Origin of the sequence: Pedobacter psychrodurus, from assembly GCF_004331735.1 — a bacterium.
GTDB classification, from domain to species: domain Bacteria; phylum Bacteroidota; class Bacteroidia; order Sphingobacteriales; family Sphingobacteriaceae; genus Pedobacter; species Pedobacter psychrodurus.
Genome location: NZ_SJSO01000028.1, coordinates 12548 through 32181 on the forward strand (window position 1 = coordinate 12548; position 19634 = coordinate 32181).

The following is a 19634-nucleotide window of genomic DNA, read 5'->3' on the forward strand; positions in this document are numbered from 1 at the left end:
TATATTTCATCTCATGTCTCAAATCTCACATCTCACATCTGATTAATATGCTCTTGCAAACAATACCCTTTGTATAGATGGTTTTCCTGAATAAATACAAACACCATCTTCCAATTTGTTGTCCAATGGAATACAACGTATAGTCGCTTTTGTTTCTTCTTTTATTTTTTGCTCAGTTTCTGGTGTTCCATCCCAATGTGCTGAAATAAAACCCGCTTTGGTATCTAACAAATCCTGAAACTCCGTATAACTGTTAGCTTCTGTAATGTGCTCATCGCGATAAGCCAATGCCTTGTTGAACATACTTTGCTGAATATCCTCCAGTAGTTTGATGATGTAAATATCCAATCCTTCCTGAGGTACCGTTTGTTTCACCTTGGTATCTCTACGGGCAATTTCGACTGTTTTATTCTCTAAATCGCGACCACCAATGGCAATACGGATTGGCACACCTTTTAACTCGTAATCGGCAAATTTAAATCCTGGGCGCTGTGTATCTCTATCATCAAATTTCACAGAAACCCCCAGACCTTTTAAACGCATGGTTAATTCGTTTACATAGGTAGAGATTTTAGCTAAATCTTCGTCTCCTTTGTAAATCGGAACAATAACCACTTGTATTGGTGCTAATTTTGGTGGAATAATCAATCCAGAATCGTCACTGTGTGCCATAATTAAAGCACCCATTAAACGGGTAGAAACCCCCCATGATGATGCCCAAACGTGATCTAATTTTCCATCCTTACCCGTAAACTTAACATCAAAAGCTTTTGCAAAATTCTGACCTAAAAAGTGAGAGGTACCTGCCTGTAAAGCTTTACCATCTTGCATTAATGCTTCAATACAATAGGTATCCAATGCACCTGCAAATCTTTCGTTGGCAGATTTACGTCCCCTGATTACTGGAACTGCTAACCAGTTTTCTGCAAAATCGGCATAAATATGTAACATACGTTCTGTTTCCTCAATGGCTTCTTGTGCCGTAGCATGTGCAGTATGGCCTTCTTGCCACAAGAATTCAGCTGTGCGCAAAAACAACCTGGTACGCATTTCCCATCTTACCACATTCGCCCATTGATTGATTAAAATTGGTAAATCGCGGTAAGATTGAATCCAACCTCTATAGGTATTCCAAATGATGGTTTCTGAAGTTGGACGAACAATTAATTCCTCTTCTAACTTGGCTGTTTCATCAACCACGATATTTCCGTTACCGTCGTTTTTTAAACGGTAATGCGTTACCACTGCACATTCTGTCGCAAAACCCTCAACGTGAGAAGCTTCCTTAGAGAAAAATGACTTTGGAATGAATAATGGAAAATAGGCATTTTGATGGCCTGTATCCTTAAACATTTTATCTAAAACAGCCTGCATTTTTTCCCATATAGCATAGCCATTTGGCTTTATAACCATACAACCACGCACAGCAGAGTGCTCTGCTAGATCTGCTTTTAACACAATATCATTATACCACTGGGAATAATCTGCCTCTCTACTTGTAATTTCTTTGCTCATGTTATGTATTTGGAACGTAATTTGTACGTTAAAAAGTATAAAATTCGATGGCAAATTTATAAATTTATGCCTACAAACGATTAACAAATAATATCAATTATTTTATATCATTTTTTTGACTAAATAAATAGTTAATAATTAGTTAATTTTGAAACCGTTTATTAAATTCGTGAACACACACAACTAAATATAAACACAATGAAACCAATTAAATTTTTACCCATTGTTATGATTGCCGCCGCAGGGTTGGTGGCATCATGCGCTACATCAAAATTGGCTCAAACTAAGCCAGCTGATGATGTTTATAATAGCGTAGCGAAAGCTCGGGAGGTCGAAGTAGTCCTTCCTTCACAACGCCAACAAGCACAAAACCAGGCTCAAGGACAAGGACAGGAAGAATACGATGAATATTATGGAACCAGTAATCCTTATTACGATATGGATTATTCATCTAGAATAAACCGTTTTTATAATGGTTATAGCTTTCAAGGCTATTACGACCCTTATTTTGATAATTATTATTATGGAAACAGTTATGGCCCTTCGAACTACTTGGGTTATGGCCTGGGTTGGAACAGTGGATACGGTTTAGGTGGCTGGGGTGGTGGCTTTGGATACGGAAGCATCTGGAACAACCCATTCTATTATGGCAACTTTGGTTACGGATGGAACAATCCTTGGGGTTGGAACTCATGGGGACCTAATTCTTATTACGACCGTTATGGTTGGGGCGGTGGATATTACGGCGGAGGCTGGGGTATCGGCGGCGGATATTATGGTGGTGGAGGTTTCGCCAACAGAGGTGGTTCTTACAGACCAAGGCCAGGAAGCAATGATAGAGGTGTACCAAGATACAATGGCAATGCAAATGCTGGAAACTCAGGCAGACCTAGCAGATCGGGTGTAAGCAATCCAAATGGTGTAGGTTATGCGCCAAACAATAATGCAGGCAGACCTAGCAGAAACCAAGGTAACGGCAGCTACACACAACCTCAAGGCTCACAAGCTGGCAGACCAACCAGAAATGACAACTATAGCCCTCAAGGTACACAAAGTAGCAGGCCTACCAGAAATGAGAACTATACCCCACCTACCAGAACAGAGAGCAGACCTAGCTACTCTCCTCCTCCATCAAATGGCGGTGGCAATAGTGGTGGTGGTTCAACTGGCGGTGGCGGTGGTGGATCAAGACCATCTAGAGCAGGAAGAGGTTAATTAAATTTAAACACACAACATGAAAAAATATATTTTAGCTTCACTAGTAGCTACAGTAGCTGCTATGGGAACGTCATACGCCCAAAGTTATGCACCTGATGCATTCCGTTTCTCCCAAACCAATTATGGTAGCTCAGCCCGATTTAAAGGAATGGGTGGCGCACAGATTGGTGTTGGTGGAGATATCGGTTCAATTAATGCAAACCCTGCCGGATTAGGCCTATTCACCAAATCTGAGTTTAGCCTTACACCAGAATTTAATTCAGTTTCTAATAACAGCGCTTATTTAGGCAATAATACTAAAGCAAATAAAAGCCAGATTAACCTGAATAATATTGGGGTGGTATTTTACAGTCCAGCGGCAAGAATGAAAGGTGCTGATGTAAATAAAGGATTGGTAAGTACTGTATTTGGCTTAAGTTATACGAGAAACAACGATTTCTTAAATAACATCAATTATAATGGAACAAATACGAATAGCTCTATAAGAGATTCTTATGTAGACCAGGCGAATGGCGGTGGAATTGAAAATTCGGTAGCCGGCGATGCGTACAATAGTTATTTAATTAATAAAAATGCACCTAATTTCCCTAACAGATATTCTGCAGAACCTTATAACAATGCTAGTTTCAAACAAAATTGGGACGAATCCAGATTAGGGTCAACTTCAGAATTTAATGTAGCAGGTGCCCTTAATTTTGGCAACAAAGTGTATATCGGTGCCACAGCTAGCTTTGTGAATGTGAAGTACACCAGTGATGCAACTTTTACTGAATCAGGTATCGTTAATTCATTCGATGATCAATTAGCTATCCCTGCTTACACCGGAAATGAAAATTATAACCTAATGCATTTCAGAAACCAGGAAACCAAAGGTGGTGGATTTAATTTAAAACTGGGTATGATTTTCAGACCGGTTAATGAGTTAAGGATTGGTTTAAACTTCCAAACCCCAACCTGGATGAACATTGAAGACAATACTGCTGAAACCTTACAGGCTAATTTAGCAGGAAATGCAACAAATGCACCTTCTAGCTCAAATAACCCAACTAAATATTATACTTTCAGCTATAACTTACGTACACCGTTAAAAGCTTCTGCAGGTATTAGTTATGTAATAGGCGGTACAGCATTAATATCTGCAGATGTGGATTATATAGATTATGCTTCGATGCGTTTTTCTGATGTAGATGGATATGACCTCAATACAATAAACGACAATAATGCTTTTATTAAAGAATCTTACAAAGAGGCTATTAACTATAGAGTTGGTGCCGAAGTAAAGGTAACTAACGAACTTAGCTTAAGAGCTGGTTACGGTGTAAATGGAAATGGCGTTAAAGGTGGAGATAATAAGTTTTACCAAGGTCAATATTACTCTGGTGGAATTGGATACCGGATAGACAACTATTATTTCGATTTAGCGTATCAGAACTACCAAACAAATTTCAGCTCAAGTCCATATTTATTGGACGATTATTCTGAACCTGTTGCAGATGTTAAAAGCAATAGAAACAACGTATTCTTAACTTTCGGTGTAAGATTTTAAGCGCTAAACATTAGCATATATTACAAAAGGCTTCAGTAAATCAACTGAAGCCTTTTTCGTTTATTAACAAATTAATATTAAAAAAGAGGAAAGTTCTCCTATTAAATTATTCCATGTAGACTTCCACCCTTTTGAGCCAAAACATCCAGTTTTTTTTCAACCGCTTCATCTTTAATCAATTCAGGTGCGTGGTGGGGCTTTTTCCTTGCATCAATAATTAATGAACCTTTACAGCCCCAATGTTTATTGATGGTAAAGTCGTTAATACCATATATATCAGCCGCCGGGTTGCTTCTGGTAAAAGCCACCCATACCAGATTATCAATGGTTGCAGCGGTAAACGCTGCATCATCTGCCAATATAATTAAAGGTAAGCCCGATAAATCCTGATTCATTAAAGCCATATTCAATAAGGCAATTTCAGCGGCTGTTTTCTCGGGGTTTAAATATTTGTTGCTTTCTAAAACCAAAACCCCTGGAATGGCTATTTTCGGTTGATAAAATCCATCACTCAGTTTCAAACCCGCCGGAATTTCATTCCACAGTTCACGCTGTTTATCCCCTGCTGCTGCAATTACAACCTTCGATCCGCTGTTTAATCCATCGCCACTATAATCAAGTGTATCAATTGTAGTATTGGTATAAAAATGAATATCCCTCGTTAAATCGATCCGTTCTAAAATATGAGTTAGAAATGCTTCAATATGATGCGTACTTAAATGCTGGTCATCTTCTTTGGCTGCGATAAACAGATATTTAGCTAAACTCAATTGGTTTTTTCCTAGTATATGATTGGCTATGGTTAAAATTTCCTGAGGTCTCCGCACTTTTAAATAAGGTGTATAACGCTCGCTACCGATAGCAAAAAGCAAAGGGTGAACGCCAGCAGCATCAACCGCATGAACTTCTTTTAAACCATGTATTTCCTGTGGTATTGCCGAACCTGTAATTTCATGGATCAAAGCCCCAAAACTGGTATCCTCCTGTGGTGGACGGCCAACAACCGTAAACGACCAGATAGCATCCTTTTTATGATATACATTGTGTACCTTCATCAAAGGAAAAGGATGTGTTAAACTGTAATAACCCAGGTGATCGCCAAATGGCCCTTCTGGTTTATTTTCGTTTGGATAAACCGTTCCGGTAATAATAAATTCGGCATCTGCTGAGATGCAAAATCCCTCATCATCATAGAAATAACGAAATCTTCTATCTCCTAAAGCGCCAGCAAAAGTCATTTCCGATAAGCCCTCTGGTAATGGCATTACAGCAGCTAAAGGATGTGACGGAGGTCCGCCAACAAAAATGCTCACTTTTAAGGGTTGGCCAAGTGCATTAGCTTTCGATTGGTGCACCCCAATCCCTCTATGAATCTGATAGTGTAATCCGATCTCCTGATCCTGAATGTAATCGTTCCCACCTAATTGGATGCGATACATACCCAGATTTGCATTTAAAACACCCGGTTTTTCAACATCTTCGGTATAAACCTGCGGCATGGTTACAAAAGGACCACCGTCCATTGGCCAGTTTACAATCTGTGGTAACTGACTGATACTTGTTTTTAAGAATTTGCTTTTTGCAGATGGGGTTTTAAGTGGCAAAGCCGATAATGCCGACATTGCCGAGCCAGCATATTTAAACGGATTTTTTAATGCTTTTATAGGATCATTCCGTAACGATACCAGTTGTTGTACTTTTGGCAAGGTATCTCTAAAAATAAACTTTGATCGTTCTAAAGTTCCAAACAAGTTTGAAACAGCAGGAAATGGACTTCCTTTAACTTTTTCAAACAATATAGCTGGTCCTTTATTTTCATAAACCCTTAAATGGATGGCTGCCATTTCTAAATAGGGATCTACTTCTTCTTTTATTCTGATTAAATGACCGTGCTTTTCAAGATCGGATACACATTCTGCTAAACTTTTGTATGCCATGCCCAAAGATAAATAATTAGATTTTCCCAGAAACAAAAAAGCCTCATATAAGCAGATTTTACAATAAAGCTACTTACACGAGGCTTTTAACCTAAACTTATATGTTATTTTTTTCCTGCAAAAGAGCGTAACATCCAGGTATTTTTCTCTTTAAACTGCATAAAACGGTTAACCATGTCGTTAGAGCCATCGTCTCCGGCGGCATCTGTAGCTTCTAAAAGTTCTCTTTCTAACTCAATTAATGAGGCCATATCATCTAAAATGGCATCAACCATATCGAGGTCTTTTAAACCAATGGTATCAATCTCTTTAATTTTAGACTCTTTAATATAATCGGCAAAACGGCTATGTGGCGCTTTACCCAAAGTTAATACACGTTCGGCTATCTCATCAATAGTTAACTGTGCATTGGTATATAACTCTTCAAACTTAACATGTAGGGTAAAAAAGTTTTGCCCTTTAATGTTCCAATGGCAACCTCTTAATTTTTGATAATGAATATGGTAATTAGCCAAATAATCGTTTAACAGATCTACAACTGGTTTAACTTCTTTCTCGTTTAAGCTTATTTCTTTAGCGTCCATTTTTTTATTATTTATTTATGTTTTTAATGTCTACGTAACAACTCAAATTTATAAAAGTTTTGCTCAAATATCGCTTTTGAACAATACCTTATTTATTAGATCGTTTAATATTCAATGTTGTACAAAACAACAATTTATAAACATTTGTTAATGAATAGCATATCTTTATCACGAAGTTAATTCATCTCATTTTTACTTAAAAACGAACAACAGAACTTAAGATGGTTAATAATATTATTCGTATAATTGCTCCCTTTGACTAAGAAATTTACATAAAAATAAATGCATAAAATATATTTATCTGCTGTAGTGTTATTTGCCTTAAATATTGCAAATGCCAAAGCCAATACAGCGAGAGACTCTATCGGTGTAGAAAACAATAAAGGCAAAAAACTGATCGTTCACCAAACCGTAGCAAAAGACACCTATTATTCAATAGGAAGAAGATATAATGTTTCGCCTAAAGATATTATGAGCTTTAATGATAACAAATACCTTCAGGTTGGAGTAATTATCAAGGTACCTACTAACATTCCCTTTATGGCTACGGGTCCTTCGTCAAATACGACACAAAGCGCATCAGCCTCAAATGTTATAGAACATACCATAAAGCCAAAAGAAAACTTAAACATGTTGGCCGAAAAATATGGTACAACTATAAGTGAGATTAAAGCTTTAAACAACCTGAGCGGAAATAATTTAAGTATTGGCCAGGTTTTAAAAATTCCTGCAAAAAACACTGAACTAACTAGTGCATCAACACCAGTAACACCGCCAGCAAAAAACAATACAGAAACAGTAGCGGCTAATACCCAATCGGCAGATCAGACCATGATCGAACATACAGTTCAGCCTAAAGAGTTTTTAGGAAAAATTGCAGAGAAATATGGCACCACCGTTGAAGAAGTAAGAAAAGCAAACAACCTTTCTGGAAACAACTTACGCATTGGCCAGAAACTTAAAATTCCGGCAACAAAAAACATTGATGAAAATAAAGTGGTAGCTGCTGTTGAAGAAAAATCCGTTCAGGAGAATAAATCTATAGATGCAGCAGGTAAGCATACCGTTTTAAGAAACGAAACCATTTTCACCATTGCCAAGCAATATGGGATTACTGCTTACCAGATTAGAAAACTGAACGATTTACCTGATAATGCCATTACCATTGGTCAGGTTTTAAAAGTACCAGGAGGGATTATTGCCGATGTTCAGGTGCCAAAAGAAAAACAAGCTGAGGCAAAAGTTAAAGAAACACCAGTTGTAAAAGAGGAAAGCTTTATCCATACGGTAGCTACCGGAGAAAACATTTTTACCATTGCAAAAAAATATAATTTAACCGCTTATCAGATCAGAACAGCAAACAAGCTTGAGGATAATGCGATTAAAGTTGATCAGAAACTGATTATTCCTAAACCACCACAACCTAAATCGGTAAATGATTTATCGAAAGAAGAACAGGAAAATGAACCAGACAGTACTATGGTTAAAGACCCTAAACTTCGCCGCGATCCGAGCGTTTATGGTTTAAGTCAGATCGAAGAAAAAGGAACTGCAGTTTGGATTGCAGACCAGGATCTAGATGGGACAAAAATGTTGGTTTTACACCGTACGGCACCTGTAGGCAGGGTAATTAAGATTACCAATCCAATGACCAACCGCACTACCTTTGCCAAAGTTGTTGGTAAATTTACAGAGAACGAATCCACAAAAGATGTTATAATTGTAATGACTAAAGCCGTAGCCGATTCATTGGGCGCTTTAGACAAACGTTTTTTCTGCAATTTAACATATAGTGCTCAATGAGTTTGAACAAAAAGCCATTTATAATTGGTATTGCCGGTGGTAGCGGATCAGGTAAAACATTTTTCTTAAACTGCTTTCTTCATCATTTTAAACAGGATGAAGTAACACTTGTATCGCAAGATGATTATTATATCCCTGCGGGCGAAATGACTCAGGAAGAAAATAAATTATACAATTTCGACCTGCCATCAACTATTGATAGCGAGCAGTTTTTAAGGGACATTAAGCAGTTAATGAGTGGTGAGGTGGTTTACAAAAAAGAATACAACTTCAATAATCCATTAGCCGTTGTTAAAATTTTAGAAATTAAATCGGCACCAATCATTATTGTAGAAGGTCTTTTTATCCTCCACTTTAAAGAAATTGCCGCACTATTGGATCATGCTATTTTTGTTGATGCAGATGAACAGGTAGCTTTAGATCGCCGTATAAAACGTGATGGTTTAGAACGTGGTTACCCCGAAGAAGATGTGTTATATAAATGGCACAACCACGTTGTTCCTGCCTATAAAGAATATTTATTGCCTTATCGCGAACAATGCAATAAGGTGATAATGAATAACACCAACGATCCTGAAGAAATTATCGGTATAACAGAAGATATTTCGAATGATTTAAGAAATAGTATTTTAGTAGATATACATTAATCAAAGAAGTCAAGCTTTAAAAGCTTGACTTCTTTTTTGATAATACGTTTTGTCAGGCTGAGCGGAGTCGAAGCCTTAACCATCCGGGTTTGTGCCCTCACAAACCAAATTTAATATTAATCCAACTTCATTTCAGGAATCTCTCCTTCTACTACCAGTCTTCCAGCCGTAGATTGTTGTATAAATTCGATACTTACGCCCGGTGCACGTTCCAAAAGTTTAAAACCACCCTCAGGCAGAATATCCAAAACCGCCAGTTCAGTTACAATTTTTTTAATGCATTTTACCCCCGTTAAAGGCAAAGTACATTTTGGCAACAATTTACTTTCTCCAGCTTTATTAATGTGCTGCATCGCCACAATAATATTTTTGGCTGATGCCACTAAATCCATCGCTCCGCCCATTCCTTTTACCATTTTTCCTGGGATTTTCCAGTTGGCAATATCTCCATTTTCTGACACCTCCATGGCCCCCAGAATGGTTAAATCTACCTTTTGTGCACGGATCATCCCAAAACTCATAGCCGAATCAAAAATAGATGAGCCTGGCAAAGTGGTAATGGTTTGTTTCCCTGCGTTAATTAAATCGGCATCTTCCTCCCCTTCGAAAGGAAATGGCCCCATGCCTAATAAGCCGTTTTCAGACTGTAACACGACATTAATTCCCTTTGGAATATAATTAGCAACCAAAGTAGGTATACCTATACCCAGGTTAACATAGTATCCGTCTTTTATTTCTTTAGCAATACGCTGTGCGATTTCTTCTTTTGAAAACATATTTTTTTTAATGATTGATTGAAAGAATTTCGAATGAGTGAATATTGAATGACTGAGTTTCGAATGAGTGAATGATCGGATTTGCTATTCGACTTCGGACTTCAGACTTCGGACTTTCTCACCGTTCGCTGTTCGATTCTTTTCTCATAATCTTTCCCTTGAAAAATCCGATGAACATAAATACCAGGAGTATGGATATAGTCTGGATCTAATTCACCAGCTTCTACCAACTCTTCTACCTCGGCAATGGTTATTTTACCCGCCATAGCCATCACTGGATTAAAATTCCTGCTTGTTGATCTGAAGATTAAATTCCCTGCGGTATCTCCTTTCCAAGCTTTAACTATAGCAAAATCGGCATCAAATGCATATTCCATTAAATAATCCTTGCCATCAAAATTGCGGACTTCTTTCCCTTCTGCCACTTCAGTACCCACACCTGCAGGCGTAAAAATTGCTGGCATACCATATCCGGCTGCAAGGCAACGTGTAGCTAAAGTACCCTGTGGAATAAGGTCTACCTCAAGTTCGCCACTCAGCAATTGTCTTTCAAATTCTGCATTTTCACCTACATACGAAGAAATCATTTTTTTAACCTGGCGTTGTTTCAGCATTAAGCCAATACCAAAATCATCAACACCAGCATTATTCGAAATGCAGGTTAAATTTTTCACCTGCTTGGTTACCAAAGCGTTTATGCAATTTTCCGGAATACCGCAAAGCCCGAAACCACCAAGCATGATGGTTGCGCCATCTGATATATCTGTGATCGCTTCTTCAGCTCCAGATACCACTTTATTTATCATCTTATGAATTTTTTGGTTAGTTCGCTAAATTACAAATTGCCTTTAAAATTGCAGCAATTATAATTTTTAAATCTATCTGGAATATTAATTAATTGGAATTAATCTAAATAACTGTTACCTTTGTGCTGCAATGATTTACGAGAGAGAAGAAAGTCTATTCATATTACCCACAGATCCTGAATTTCAAAAAGGAATGGGTTTTATTTTCAGTTGTACCGCTGAGCATAAAAAGTGTTGCGAGAAATTTAAAAAAGGCAAACGTTGTAAAAAGTGTCCAGGGAATAAAAAGAAATAAGCCTACTTCGCAATTTCTACAATCTTATCATCATTTCCGTTACTGGTACAGATATAAATTTTCCCTTCGGGTGATTGGCAAACGGCCCTTATTCTACCATAAGTGTTTACATAAAAGTCTTTCGTTCCTGTAATTTTGGTTTGCGCATCATCTAATTTAAGCTGCATTAATTTAGTTCCTTTTAACACAGCCAGCAACAAAGAATTCTTAAACTGCGGAATATAATCCGAATTGTAATAGGCTAAACCGCTAGGTGCAATAGTTGGTGTCCAATTAATTAGCGGCTCTGCCACATTGTTCGAACTGCAAAACGACTGCTCTCCACTTTCATTACAAAAACCTTTAATATTTGGCCATCCGTAGTTTCTCCCCTTTTCGATTACATTAATCTCATCATCAGAATCTGGACCATGTTCTGAAGAAAAAATTTTATTACCTACCAAAATCAATCCTTGTGCATTTCGATGTCCTAAAGACCAAACTGGGTTATTTGGATAAGGATTATCGGCAGGGATAGAGCCATCTAAATTTATCCTTAATATTTTACCAGCTAAAGAATTAACATTTTGAGGGTTGCCAGTATCAGCTGCATCGCCAGTACTGATAAAAAGTTTACCACCACTGATCAGCAAACGTGAACCATTATGAATTGAAGCAGCAGGAATTTGATCTAACAAAACCTGCGGACTGGTTAAATTTCCTCCACCGTAGGTATAACGTACAACTTTGGCTTTATAGCTACTTCCATAGCCATAAACTACATAAACGTAAGGATTGCTGGCAAAATCGGGATGCAGCGTCATGCCGAGCAAGCCACCTTCACCATTTGTTCGTACATCTGCTATAGTAAGTAAGGGTATTATTTGTCCGGTGGTAGGATTTAAACGACTAATTTTACCTGCTTTTTCGGTGAACCAGATAAAATTATCAGGACCATATACTATTTCCCATGGCAGGCTTAATCCTGCTGCAACTACTTTTGATTTTAATTCTACATCAGGTAAAGTACCTGGATCGTCATTATCATCACCATTCTTTTTGCAATTTGTAACGAATAGCATTACAAATAAGCAGAGTAGTATTGTCCTCATAACCGTAACATTTTAGAAATAACAACATTACAGTTACAAAGTTTTATTTTTATTGGGATGGGGCGTCATTTCGAGCGTAGTGCAACGAAGCCGAGAAATCTTTTAAATTAGTGTGTGTCAGATGGCAACACCTGACACACAATTAAAAGATATAGATCTCTCCACTACGGTCGAGATGACGATGATCGGATAGAACTTTTGCGCTTGCGCTCGATCCGATAGCTATCGGATCGAGATGACGCGCTTGGGGAACTCAAATCTCATGTCTCACATCTCGTATCTCACAGATCAATTCAAATACACATACGTAATCCCATCTCCACCTCTATCCGCATGTTCATCCTCCATCCTATTCACCTGGCTATATTTACGCAGGTACTCTCTGATCATTTTCCTCAGAATCCCATCACCTTTGCCATGAATCAGTTTAATAGATGGGAAACCTAGCATAATGGCTTTATCCAGGTATTTTTCCACTTCAAACAAGGCATCTTCAGTACGTTTGCCTCGGAGATCCAGTTCTGCCCTAAAGCCTGAAACTGCATCATTCATGCGCCCGGCGAAAGAATTTGCACTGCTTTGGATTACTTTTTTAGCTTCTTTATTACTTACTTTTTGAACGCGGTTCTTTTTAACTGTTGATCGTAAATCGCCAATGGCCAAAATCAACTCATTTCGGTTCATCTCTAAAACCTGGCCAATGGTTTCACTATCTGTAAATTTAACTAAATCACCAATTTCAATTTCTCCTCCAATTACCACTTCTATCGGCTTTGGTCGTTCTTTTGGTATGGTATTTTTAACTAGCTCCCTTTGTAAATTCTGACGAAGTTCTTTAGTTACTTCTTTATCGGCCTGTGTTTCTTTAATCTCGGCAATGGTATTCTCAACCAGTTTATTGGCATTTTTAATAATATTCTGTGCCTCTAACTTAGCCTCTTTAATCAGCACCTTCTTGTTCTCTTCTAAAAAGGTCTTTAACTTTTCGTTTTCAGCAACCAGGTTTTTGGCTTTGTTCTGTTGGTTAGCTAAGCTTACTTTGGCATCGTAAACGTTTTTCTTCTCCCGTTCCAAATCAACAAGCATCGTATCTACCCTATTCTGGTTAGAACCAGTTTTTTCTCTGGCTAACTGAATAACCTCTTTGGGTAAACCAATATTCTGTGCAATTTCGAAGGCGTATGAGCTACCAGGCTTACCCATTTCCAAAATGTAAAGCGGTTTCATTTTGGCATTATCAAAAAGCATTGATGCATTTTCCAAACCCGGGGTATTGCCAGCAAATAGCTTTAAATTAGAATAGTGCGTGGTAATTACTCCTCTAACCTTTTTATTGTTCAACACCTCTAAAACAGCCTCAGCCATTGGTCCGCCAAACTGCGGATCGGTTCCGGTACCAAATTCATCAATCAGCACCATCGTTTTTGGAGATGCGTGCTCTACAAAATAGCGCATCTTTTTCAGGTGTGCGCTATAGGTACTCAAATCACTTTCTATGGATTGATCATCGCCGATATCGGCAAAAATGTTTTCAAAAATCCCCACTTCGCTATTGGCGTCGACCGGAATTAGCAAACCTGTCTGCAACATAATCTGCAAAAGGCCAACAGTTTTCATACAAACCGATTTACCGCCCGCATTTGGTCCGGATACCAACACCACCCGGGTTTCGGCATCAATGTGAATATTTAAGGGCGTAACGGTTTTCTTTTCAGCGGCAAATGAGATCGATAACAAAGGATGCCTTGCATTAATCAGCTTGGTTTTCGGCTCCTTTAATAACCCTGGCATTTCAGCTTCAATATCCATGGCAAATAAAGCCTTTGCACGAACAAAATCCAGCTTGGTAAGGAAACCATGGTAAGAAAGCAATAATGGTGAATACGGACGCAAATCATCCGTTAAGGTGATTAAAATCTTAATAATTTCACGGCGTTTATCAAATTCTAAATCGCGCAGCTTATTATTTAATGTAAAAACTTCTTCAGGCTCAATATAAACCGTTTGCCCTGTTGCCGATTCATCATGTACAAAGCCTTTTAATTTACGTTTATTCTCGGCCAAAACCGGGATACACATCCTACCATCACGAATGGTTAAACTACCATCAGCAACCCAATTATTAGCAATAGCCTGCTTATAGATCGAATCCATGCGCTTACGCACATCTTGCTCTGCTTTCGAAATCGCAGAGGTGATCTCCTGTAATTCTTTTGATGCATTGGGCTTAATCTTTCCTTTGGCATCTATAACGGTTTCTATCTTACGAATGATCGTTTTTTCGATCGGCAGATGCTCAAATAAAGCTTCTAGTGTGGGGTATACTTCTGCACGTTCTTCGAAAAAACGGAGTACCGAGAAAACAGTATGTAATGAAGTATATACCTGAAACCACTCATCCTCTAACAGGTAAGTACCTTCTACCCTGATCTTTTCAACCAGCGATTTAATATCAAAAAAGGTATTAATCTGTAGTGGTTCCTGATTTTGCAGGATGCTCTTAAACTCGTTTGTTTGGCGTAAAAATTTATCAATCTGATCAAAACGGTTCATCACCTGCATCTTTTCTACCATTGTTTGCCCCATAGGGCTTAAACAATGTTTGCTAATCAGTTGCCTGATCTCTACAAAACCTAAACGTTCTAAACAATTTTCGGGATATAACATATTATTGTACTACGGCTGGAGTGGGAACGGCACTCACCACTCCAGCTTTTTTTATATTAATGAGTGAATCAGCCTGCTTTTTCTTTTTTGCAATTTGAGCAACTGCTTTAACCTTTGATAAAGAATCTGGTTTCATTTTTTTTCTGATCGCAAGAGAATCGGCCTTAAATTTCTTTGCTATCACCAATGAGTCGGCTTTAAATTTCTTTTTCTTGATCATTAAGTCAGCTAATTCTGTTCCTTTTTTTTGCTTGGCTAAAGATTTCTGTATGTTTTTATACATCGCTTCTAATGCTGCAGGATTGGTATTATACCAGATTAAACTCTTGTTATATTCGGCAGAATCAGTACCAAATTTTTTATAAATCCCTTTATAATAAGCTGCTGCCACCTTCTTTGCAGAATCTACTACATAAATGCTAGAAATGTAGCCATCAACAATGTGCATATCGTATAAAATCTTCTCCATTTTATCAGGTTTGATAATGTCGCTAGGTACACCCGGTTTGCAACCAAACCATAATATAGCTGTCATTAAAACCCATATTAATCTCTTCATGCTTAATTTAAATATTATTTTTTGCCCAAATTGCGGCAAGGTTATTAATTTTACCAAAAATAGTTATAAATGAGCATAGCTGATAATCTTAAACAATATAAAAGCGAAGTTGGATCAGACGGGGTTAAACTAATCGCAGTTTCAAAAACACAATCAGTAGAATCAATTTTAGAAGCCTACAACGCCGGACAGCGCATTTTTGGAGAAAACCATGTACAAGAAATGGTGGATAAACAGGCGCAACTTCCTAATGATATCGAATGGCACCTCATTGGCCATTTACAAAGCAATAAGGTAAAATACATTGCACCTTTTGTTAAACTTATTCATGGGGTAGATAGTTTAAAATTGCTACAGGAAATTAACAAACAGGCCGCCAAAAACAAACGCCTAATAGATTGTTTATTACAGGTTTACATTGCTGATGAAGACACTAAATTCGGACTTGGTTTTGATGAAGTAATCGAATTATTGCGTGCCGAAGCGTTAGCCGAATTGAAAAATATCCGCATTGTAGGTTTAATGGGGATTGCCACCAATACCAAAAACGAAAAGCAGATTACAACCGAGTTTCACGAGCTAAAAGTATTTTTTGAAGGTATTAAAGTAAGCTTTTTCCGCAAAGATGATGCTTTTAAGGAAATATCGACTGGAATGAGCGCAGATTATAAAATCGCAATAGAAGAAGGAAGTACGATGGTACGCATTGGTAGCAGTATTTTTGGCAAAAGGGTAATTAAACATTTCAAAAACGATATTACAACCAATTAATATGGATTTTAACATCAGGTTTGCAACCGCTGAAGACTGTCCAAGAATATTGGAGTTAATTAATGAGCTCGCCGTTTATGAGCGTGCCCCAGAAGAAGTAACTGTTAGTTTAGATCACTTTATCGATGCTGGTTTTGGAAAAAACCCAGTATGGAAAGCTTATGTAGCCGAAGTAAATGATACTGTTGTGGGCTTTGCATTATACTATACACGCTACTCTACATGGAAAGGATGCAGGTTATACCTTGAAGATTTTATCGTAACAGAAGAATTTAGAGGAAAAGGTCTGGGCAAAGTATTATTCGAAAAAGTGATAGAAGAGGCTAAAAACGGTAATTATAGCGGCATGGTTTGGCAAGTGTTAGATTGGAACGAGCCCGCAATCAATTTTTACAATAAATATAAAGCAACTTTAGAAAGTGGCTGGTTAAATGCGGCTTTCTCTAAAGAACAAATCAAGGCATTTTAATATGGATATTTTTAAGTTTGGTGGTGCCTCGGTAAAAGATGCAGATGGAGTGAAAAATCTGGCCAATATTGTGCGCGATTACAAAAAAGGAAACTTACTGATTGTAATTTCTGCAATGGGTAAGATCACTGATAAATTGGAAAAGTTAACCCAGGCATTTTTATCACAAAGTGATGAAGCACATGCAATTTTTGATGAGGTTAAACATTTCCATTTCAACATTATAGATGAGCTGTTTCAAGGCAAATCCAATCCGGTTTATGATGATGTAGCTAACACATTTGTTGAAATTGACTGGTTAATTGAAGATGAGCCTGATAACAATCCCGATTATATTTATGATCAGATTGTATCTATCGGGGAAGTAGTTTCAACAAAAATTGTTGCGGCCTGGTTAAACGAAACCGGGAATAAAACCCTTTGGGCCGATGCCAGGAATTACATCCAAACTGATAATACCTACCGCGAAGGAAGAGTAGATTGGGCCAAAACCAGCCAGATTATCCAAAAAGACTTATTGCCTCTTTTAACCGATAACATTATCGTAACCCAGGGCTTTATTGGTGGAACGAGCGAAAATTATACGACAACATTAGGTCGTGAGGGTTCTGATTATTCTGCAGCCATATTTGCCTCTTGTTTAGATGCCGCTGCCTTAACCATATGGAAGGATGTTCCAGGTGTTTTAAACGCAGATCCAAAATGGTTTGATGAAACTGAGAAAATTGACCAGCTATCTTATCATGATGCAATAGAGCTTACTTATTATGGCGCAACTGTAATACACCCAAAAACAATAAAACCGCTTCAAAACAAAGGTATTCCCCTTTTTGTAAGGTCATTTATCCAACCAGAAGGCTCAGGAACGGCGATTACCAAAGAAAATAACCCCTTGCCTATCCCCTCTTTTATTTTTAAGGTTAACCAGGCATTGATTTCTATTTTCCCTAAAGATTATTCTTTTATTATCGAAGAAAATCTGAGCAACATTTTCGAACTTTTCCATACACATAGGATCAAAATCAATACCATGCTCAACTCTGCCATCAGCTTTTCGGTAAGCGTTGATGATCATCCCACTCAAATTGAAAAACTGATCAAAGATCTGTCGGAAGAATTTACTGTAAAATACAATAAAGGTTTGGAACTGGTAACCATCCGTTATTACAACCAACAAACAATAGACCGTGTAACGGTTGATAAAGATATTTTATTAGAAGTTAAGAGCCGTCATACCTGCCAAATGGTAATGAAGAATAAATAGGTAAAAGTCACAAGTACAGAGTCAGAAGACAAGTGCCCATCTTGATACCTGATACTTAATACTAGATACCGAATACTCGCTACATAATACTTGATATTACCCAAAAAAATGAACAACAAACTTTTAGCCAAAGCCATACAGGATTATATCAGCACAAATTTGAATGCAGACGTAAATCAGATTGCTTTAGCAAAAAGTCCGTTCGAAGGTATTACTGCTGCCGAGCTAGCCACACAAATTACTGCCAAAAAGAAATCGGAAAAGAAATTACCGACCTGGTTTAATACTGAAAACATTTATTATCCCCCTGTATTATCCATCGAACAAACTTCTTCCGAGATTACTGCGAAATACAAATCCAAACTGGCTAAAGGTGATACATTAATTGATATTACCGGAGGCTTTGGAATTGACAGTTATTACTTTTCGCAAAAGGCAAAAGCAGTTACACATTGCGAAATCAACACCGAACTATCCGAAATAGCCCAACATAATGCACAGGCTTTACACGTAACAAATATCGAATTTAAAGCTGAAGACGGGATTGCCTATATTCAGTCTACCGAGAATCATTTCGACACCATCTATGTAGATCCTGCCCGACGAGCCGAAAAGGGCAAAGTTTTTATGCTGAAAGACTGTACACCCGACATTGTAAGCAATCTTAATTCCTTATTAGAAAAATCGTCAAGAATAATCGTCAAAACTGCTCCTTTACTCGATATTTCAGCAGGATTATCAGAATTGAAACAAGTTAGCGAGATCCATATTGTAAGTGTAAAAAATGAATGCAAAGAACTTTTATGGATAATCGATAAAGGTTACGATGATGATACAAAAATTATAGCTGTAACCTTAAATAAAGAGATTGAAAAAGATTTTTCCTTCTATAAATCTTCTTCAAATGGTTCAGTGCAGTTTACAGACAATTTAAGCCTTGATGATTATTTGTACGAGCCAGATGCTGTTTTACTAAAATCAGGTGCTTTTAATTTAATTGGCTTAACGTACAACCTATTAAAATTACACCCTCAAACCCAGCTATTTAGTTCGGAAATTGTAAATAAAGATTTTCCAGGCAGGATTTTTAAAATTGAAGCAGTACTCACTACCGCAACACTTAAGAAACAAGGAAATTTAAAAGGAAATGTAATTGTTCGGAATTATCCGGCAAAGCCTGAAGATTTGGTTAAGAAATATAAAATTAAAGCAGATCAAGATCAGTTTTTAATTTTCACCAAAGTCGCTAATGGAGAAAACATCATTATTAAAGCATCGATTATTCAATATTATTAGGTTGTCATTCTGAGCGAAGCGAAGAATCTTTTATTTAAGTATCGAGATCTACAAATACAAAGCTTTAAGATTCCCATCTGCGCCTATCGTGTAGACACAAATATTTAAGAATAGTCTAGGCGTTTTGCTAGCTTGCTTTAATAAGACACAAGTGTTACCGAAGAACGCCCGTCAATCCCAAGTGGCAGAAGAATCAAAAAAACAGGTGTAGAAAAGAACAAATAGCACTACCAAGCCTGAAACGCAGTAGTTTTGTGTTTATAAGCACTGCGTTTCAGGTTTAAATGATATTAAACACAAAACAAAGTGCCGCTGTTTTTTTGATTAGCGTGGGGCAGTGAAAAGCCACATTGCTGGATTGACAAAGCATTTTTGCATACTTTTGATGCC

Annotated in this window: 16 protein-coding genes; 8 read left to right on the forward strand and 8 right to left on the reverse strand. The window is 37.6% G+C overall.

Going from position 1 to position 19634, the window contains the following annotated elements; all coding sequences use genetic code 11:
- Nucleotides 1–42: 42 nt before the first annotated feature.
- Nucleotides 43–1515 carry a proline--tRNA ligase gene (gene proS, locus EZ456_RS22380; RefSeq protein WP_131534012.1) on the reverse strand — a complete coding sequence of 491 codons (1473 nt, stop codon included), beginning with the start codon at nt 1513–1515 and terminating at the stop codon, nt 43–45.
- A gap of 198 nt (nt 1516–1713) precedes the next feature.
- Between proS and EZ456_RS22385 the strand changes: the two genes are divergently transcribed.
- Both EZ456_RS22385 and EZ456_RS22390 read left to right on the forward strand, forming a co-directional pair.
- Nucleotides 1714–2730, forward strand: a complete 1017-nt coding sequence (locus tag EZ456_RS22385) for a hypothetical protein (RefSeq protein WP_131534014.1) — start codon at nt 1714–1716, stop codon at nt 2728–2730.
- A 19-nt stretch (nt 2731–2749) separates the two neighbouring features.
- Nucleotides 2750–4279: an OmpP1/FadL family transporter gene (locus EZ456_RS22390; RefSeq protein WP_131534016.1), complete on the forward strand. Its 1530-nt coding sequence runs from the start codon at nt 2750–2752 to the stop codon at nt 4277–4279.
- A gap of 101 nt (nt 4280–4380) precedes the next feature.
- Here the strand turns inward: EZ456_RS22390 and EZ456_RS22395 are convergent, their stop codons facing one another.
- Nucleotides 4381–6216, reverse strand: a complete 1836-nt coding sequence (locus EZ456_RS22395) for a UbiD family decarboxylase (RefSeq protein WP_131534018.1) — start codon at nt 6214–6216, stop codon at nt 4381–4383.
- A 104-nt stretch (nt 6217–6320) separates the two neighbouring features.
- Entirely contained in the window at nt 6321–6800 is a 480-nt protein-coding gene (locus EZ456_RS22400) for a Dps family protein (protein WP_086545755.1), read from the reverse strand.
- A 282-nt stretch (nt 6801–7082) separates the two neighbouring features.
- On the opposite strand from EZ456_RS22400, the gene EZ456_RS22405 reads away from it, so the two are divergent.
- Nucleotides 7083–8603 (forward strand): muramidase family protein, encoded by a 1521-nt coding sequence (locus EZ456_RS22405; protein WP_131534020.1) that lies wholly within the window; start codon nt 7083–7085, stop codon nt 8601–8603.
- Between the two features lie 2 nt (nt 8604–8605).
- A complete protein-coding gene (locus EZ456_RS22410) occupies nt 8606–9250 on the forward strand; it encodes a uridine kinase family protein (RefSeq protein ID WP_131534093.1) in 645 nt (214 codons plus the stop codon).
- Between the two features lie 116 nt (nt 9251–9366).
- On the opposite strand, the gene EZ456_RS22415 is transcribed toward EZ456_RS22410, so the two are convergent.
- The 5 genes from EZ456_RS22415 to EZ456_RS22435 form a co-directional block, all read right to left on the reverse strand.
- Nucleotides 9367–10026: a CoA transferase subunit B gene (locus tag EZ456_RS22415; protein WP_131534022.1), complete on the reverse strand. Its 660-nt coding sequence runs from the start codon at nt 10024–10026 to the stop codon at nt 9367–9369.
- 101 nt (nt 10027–10127) lie between these two features.
- A complete protein-coding gene (locus EZ456_RS22420) occupies nt 10128–10832 on the reverse strand; it encodes a CoA transferase subunit A (protein WP_131534024.1) in 705 nt (234 codons plus the stop codon).
- A 297-nt stretch (nt 10833–11129) separates the two neighbouring features.
- Nucleotides 11130–12218 (reverse strand): PQQ-dependent sugar dehydrogenase, encoded by a 1089-nt coding sequence (locus EZ456_RS22425; protein ID WP_131534026.1) that lies wholly within the window; start codon nt 12216–12218, stop codon nt 11130–11132.
- Nucleotides 12219–12506: 288 nt separating this feature from the next.
- The gene (locus EZ456_RS22430; protein WP_131534028.1) at nt 12507–14885 is read right to left on the reverse strand and encodes an endonuclease MutS2; all 2379 of its coding nucleotides are present in this window, start codon (nt 14883–14885) and stop codon (nt 12507–12509) included.
- Between the two features lies 1 nt (nt 14886).
- The gene (locus tag EZ456_RS22435; protein WP_131534030.1) at nt 14887–15444 is read right to left on the reverse strand and encodes a DUF4296 domain-containing protein; all 558 of its coding nucleotides are present in this window, start codon (nt 15442–15444) and stop codon (nt 14887–14889) included.
- Nucleotides 15445–15513: 69 nt separating this feature from the next.
- Here EZ456_RS22435 and EZ456_RS22440 point away from each other — a divergent pair, with 69 nt between their 5' ends.
- From EZ456_RS22440 to EZ456_RS22455, 4 genes are all read left to right on the forward strand, one after another.
- Nucleotides 15514–16215 carry a YggS family pyridoxal phosphate-dependent enzyme gene (locus EZ456_RS22440; protein ID WP_131534032.1) on the forward strand — a complete coding sequence of 234 codons (702 nt, stop codon included), beginning with the start codon at nt 15514–15516 and terminating at the stop codon, nt 16213–16215.
- Between the two features lies 1 nt (nt 16216).
- On the forward strand, nt 16217–16684 hold the full coding sequence (locus EZ456_RS22445) for a GNAT family N-acetyltransferase (RefSeq protein ID WP_131534034.1): 468 nt from the start codon (nt 16217–16219) through the stop codon (nt 16682–16684).
- Nucleotide 16685: 1 nt separating this feature from the next.
- Nucleotides 16686–17948 carry an aspartate kinase gene (locus EZ456_RS22450; RefSeq protein ID WP_131534036.1) on the forward strand — a complete coding sequence of 421 codons (1263 nt, stop codon included), beginning with the start codon at nt 16686–16688 and terminating at the stop codon, nt 17946–17948.
- A 108-nt stretch (nt 17949–18056) separates the two neighbouring features.
- Nucleotides 18057–19244 carry a class I SAM-dependent methyltransferase gene (locus tag EZ456_RS22455; protein WP_131534038.1) on the forward strand — a complete coding sequence of 396 codons (1188 nt, stop codon included), beginning with the start codon at nt 18057–18059 and terminating at the stop codon, nt 19242–19244.
- The last annotated feature ends 390 nt before the right edge of the window (nt 19245–19634 follow it).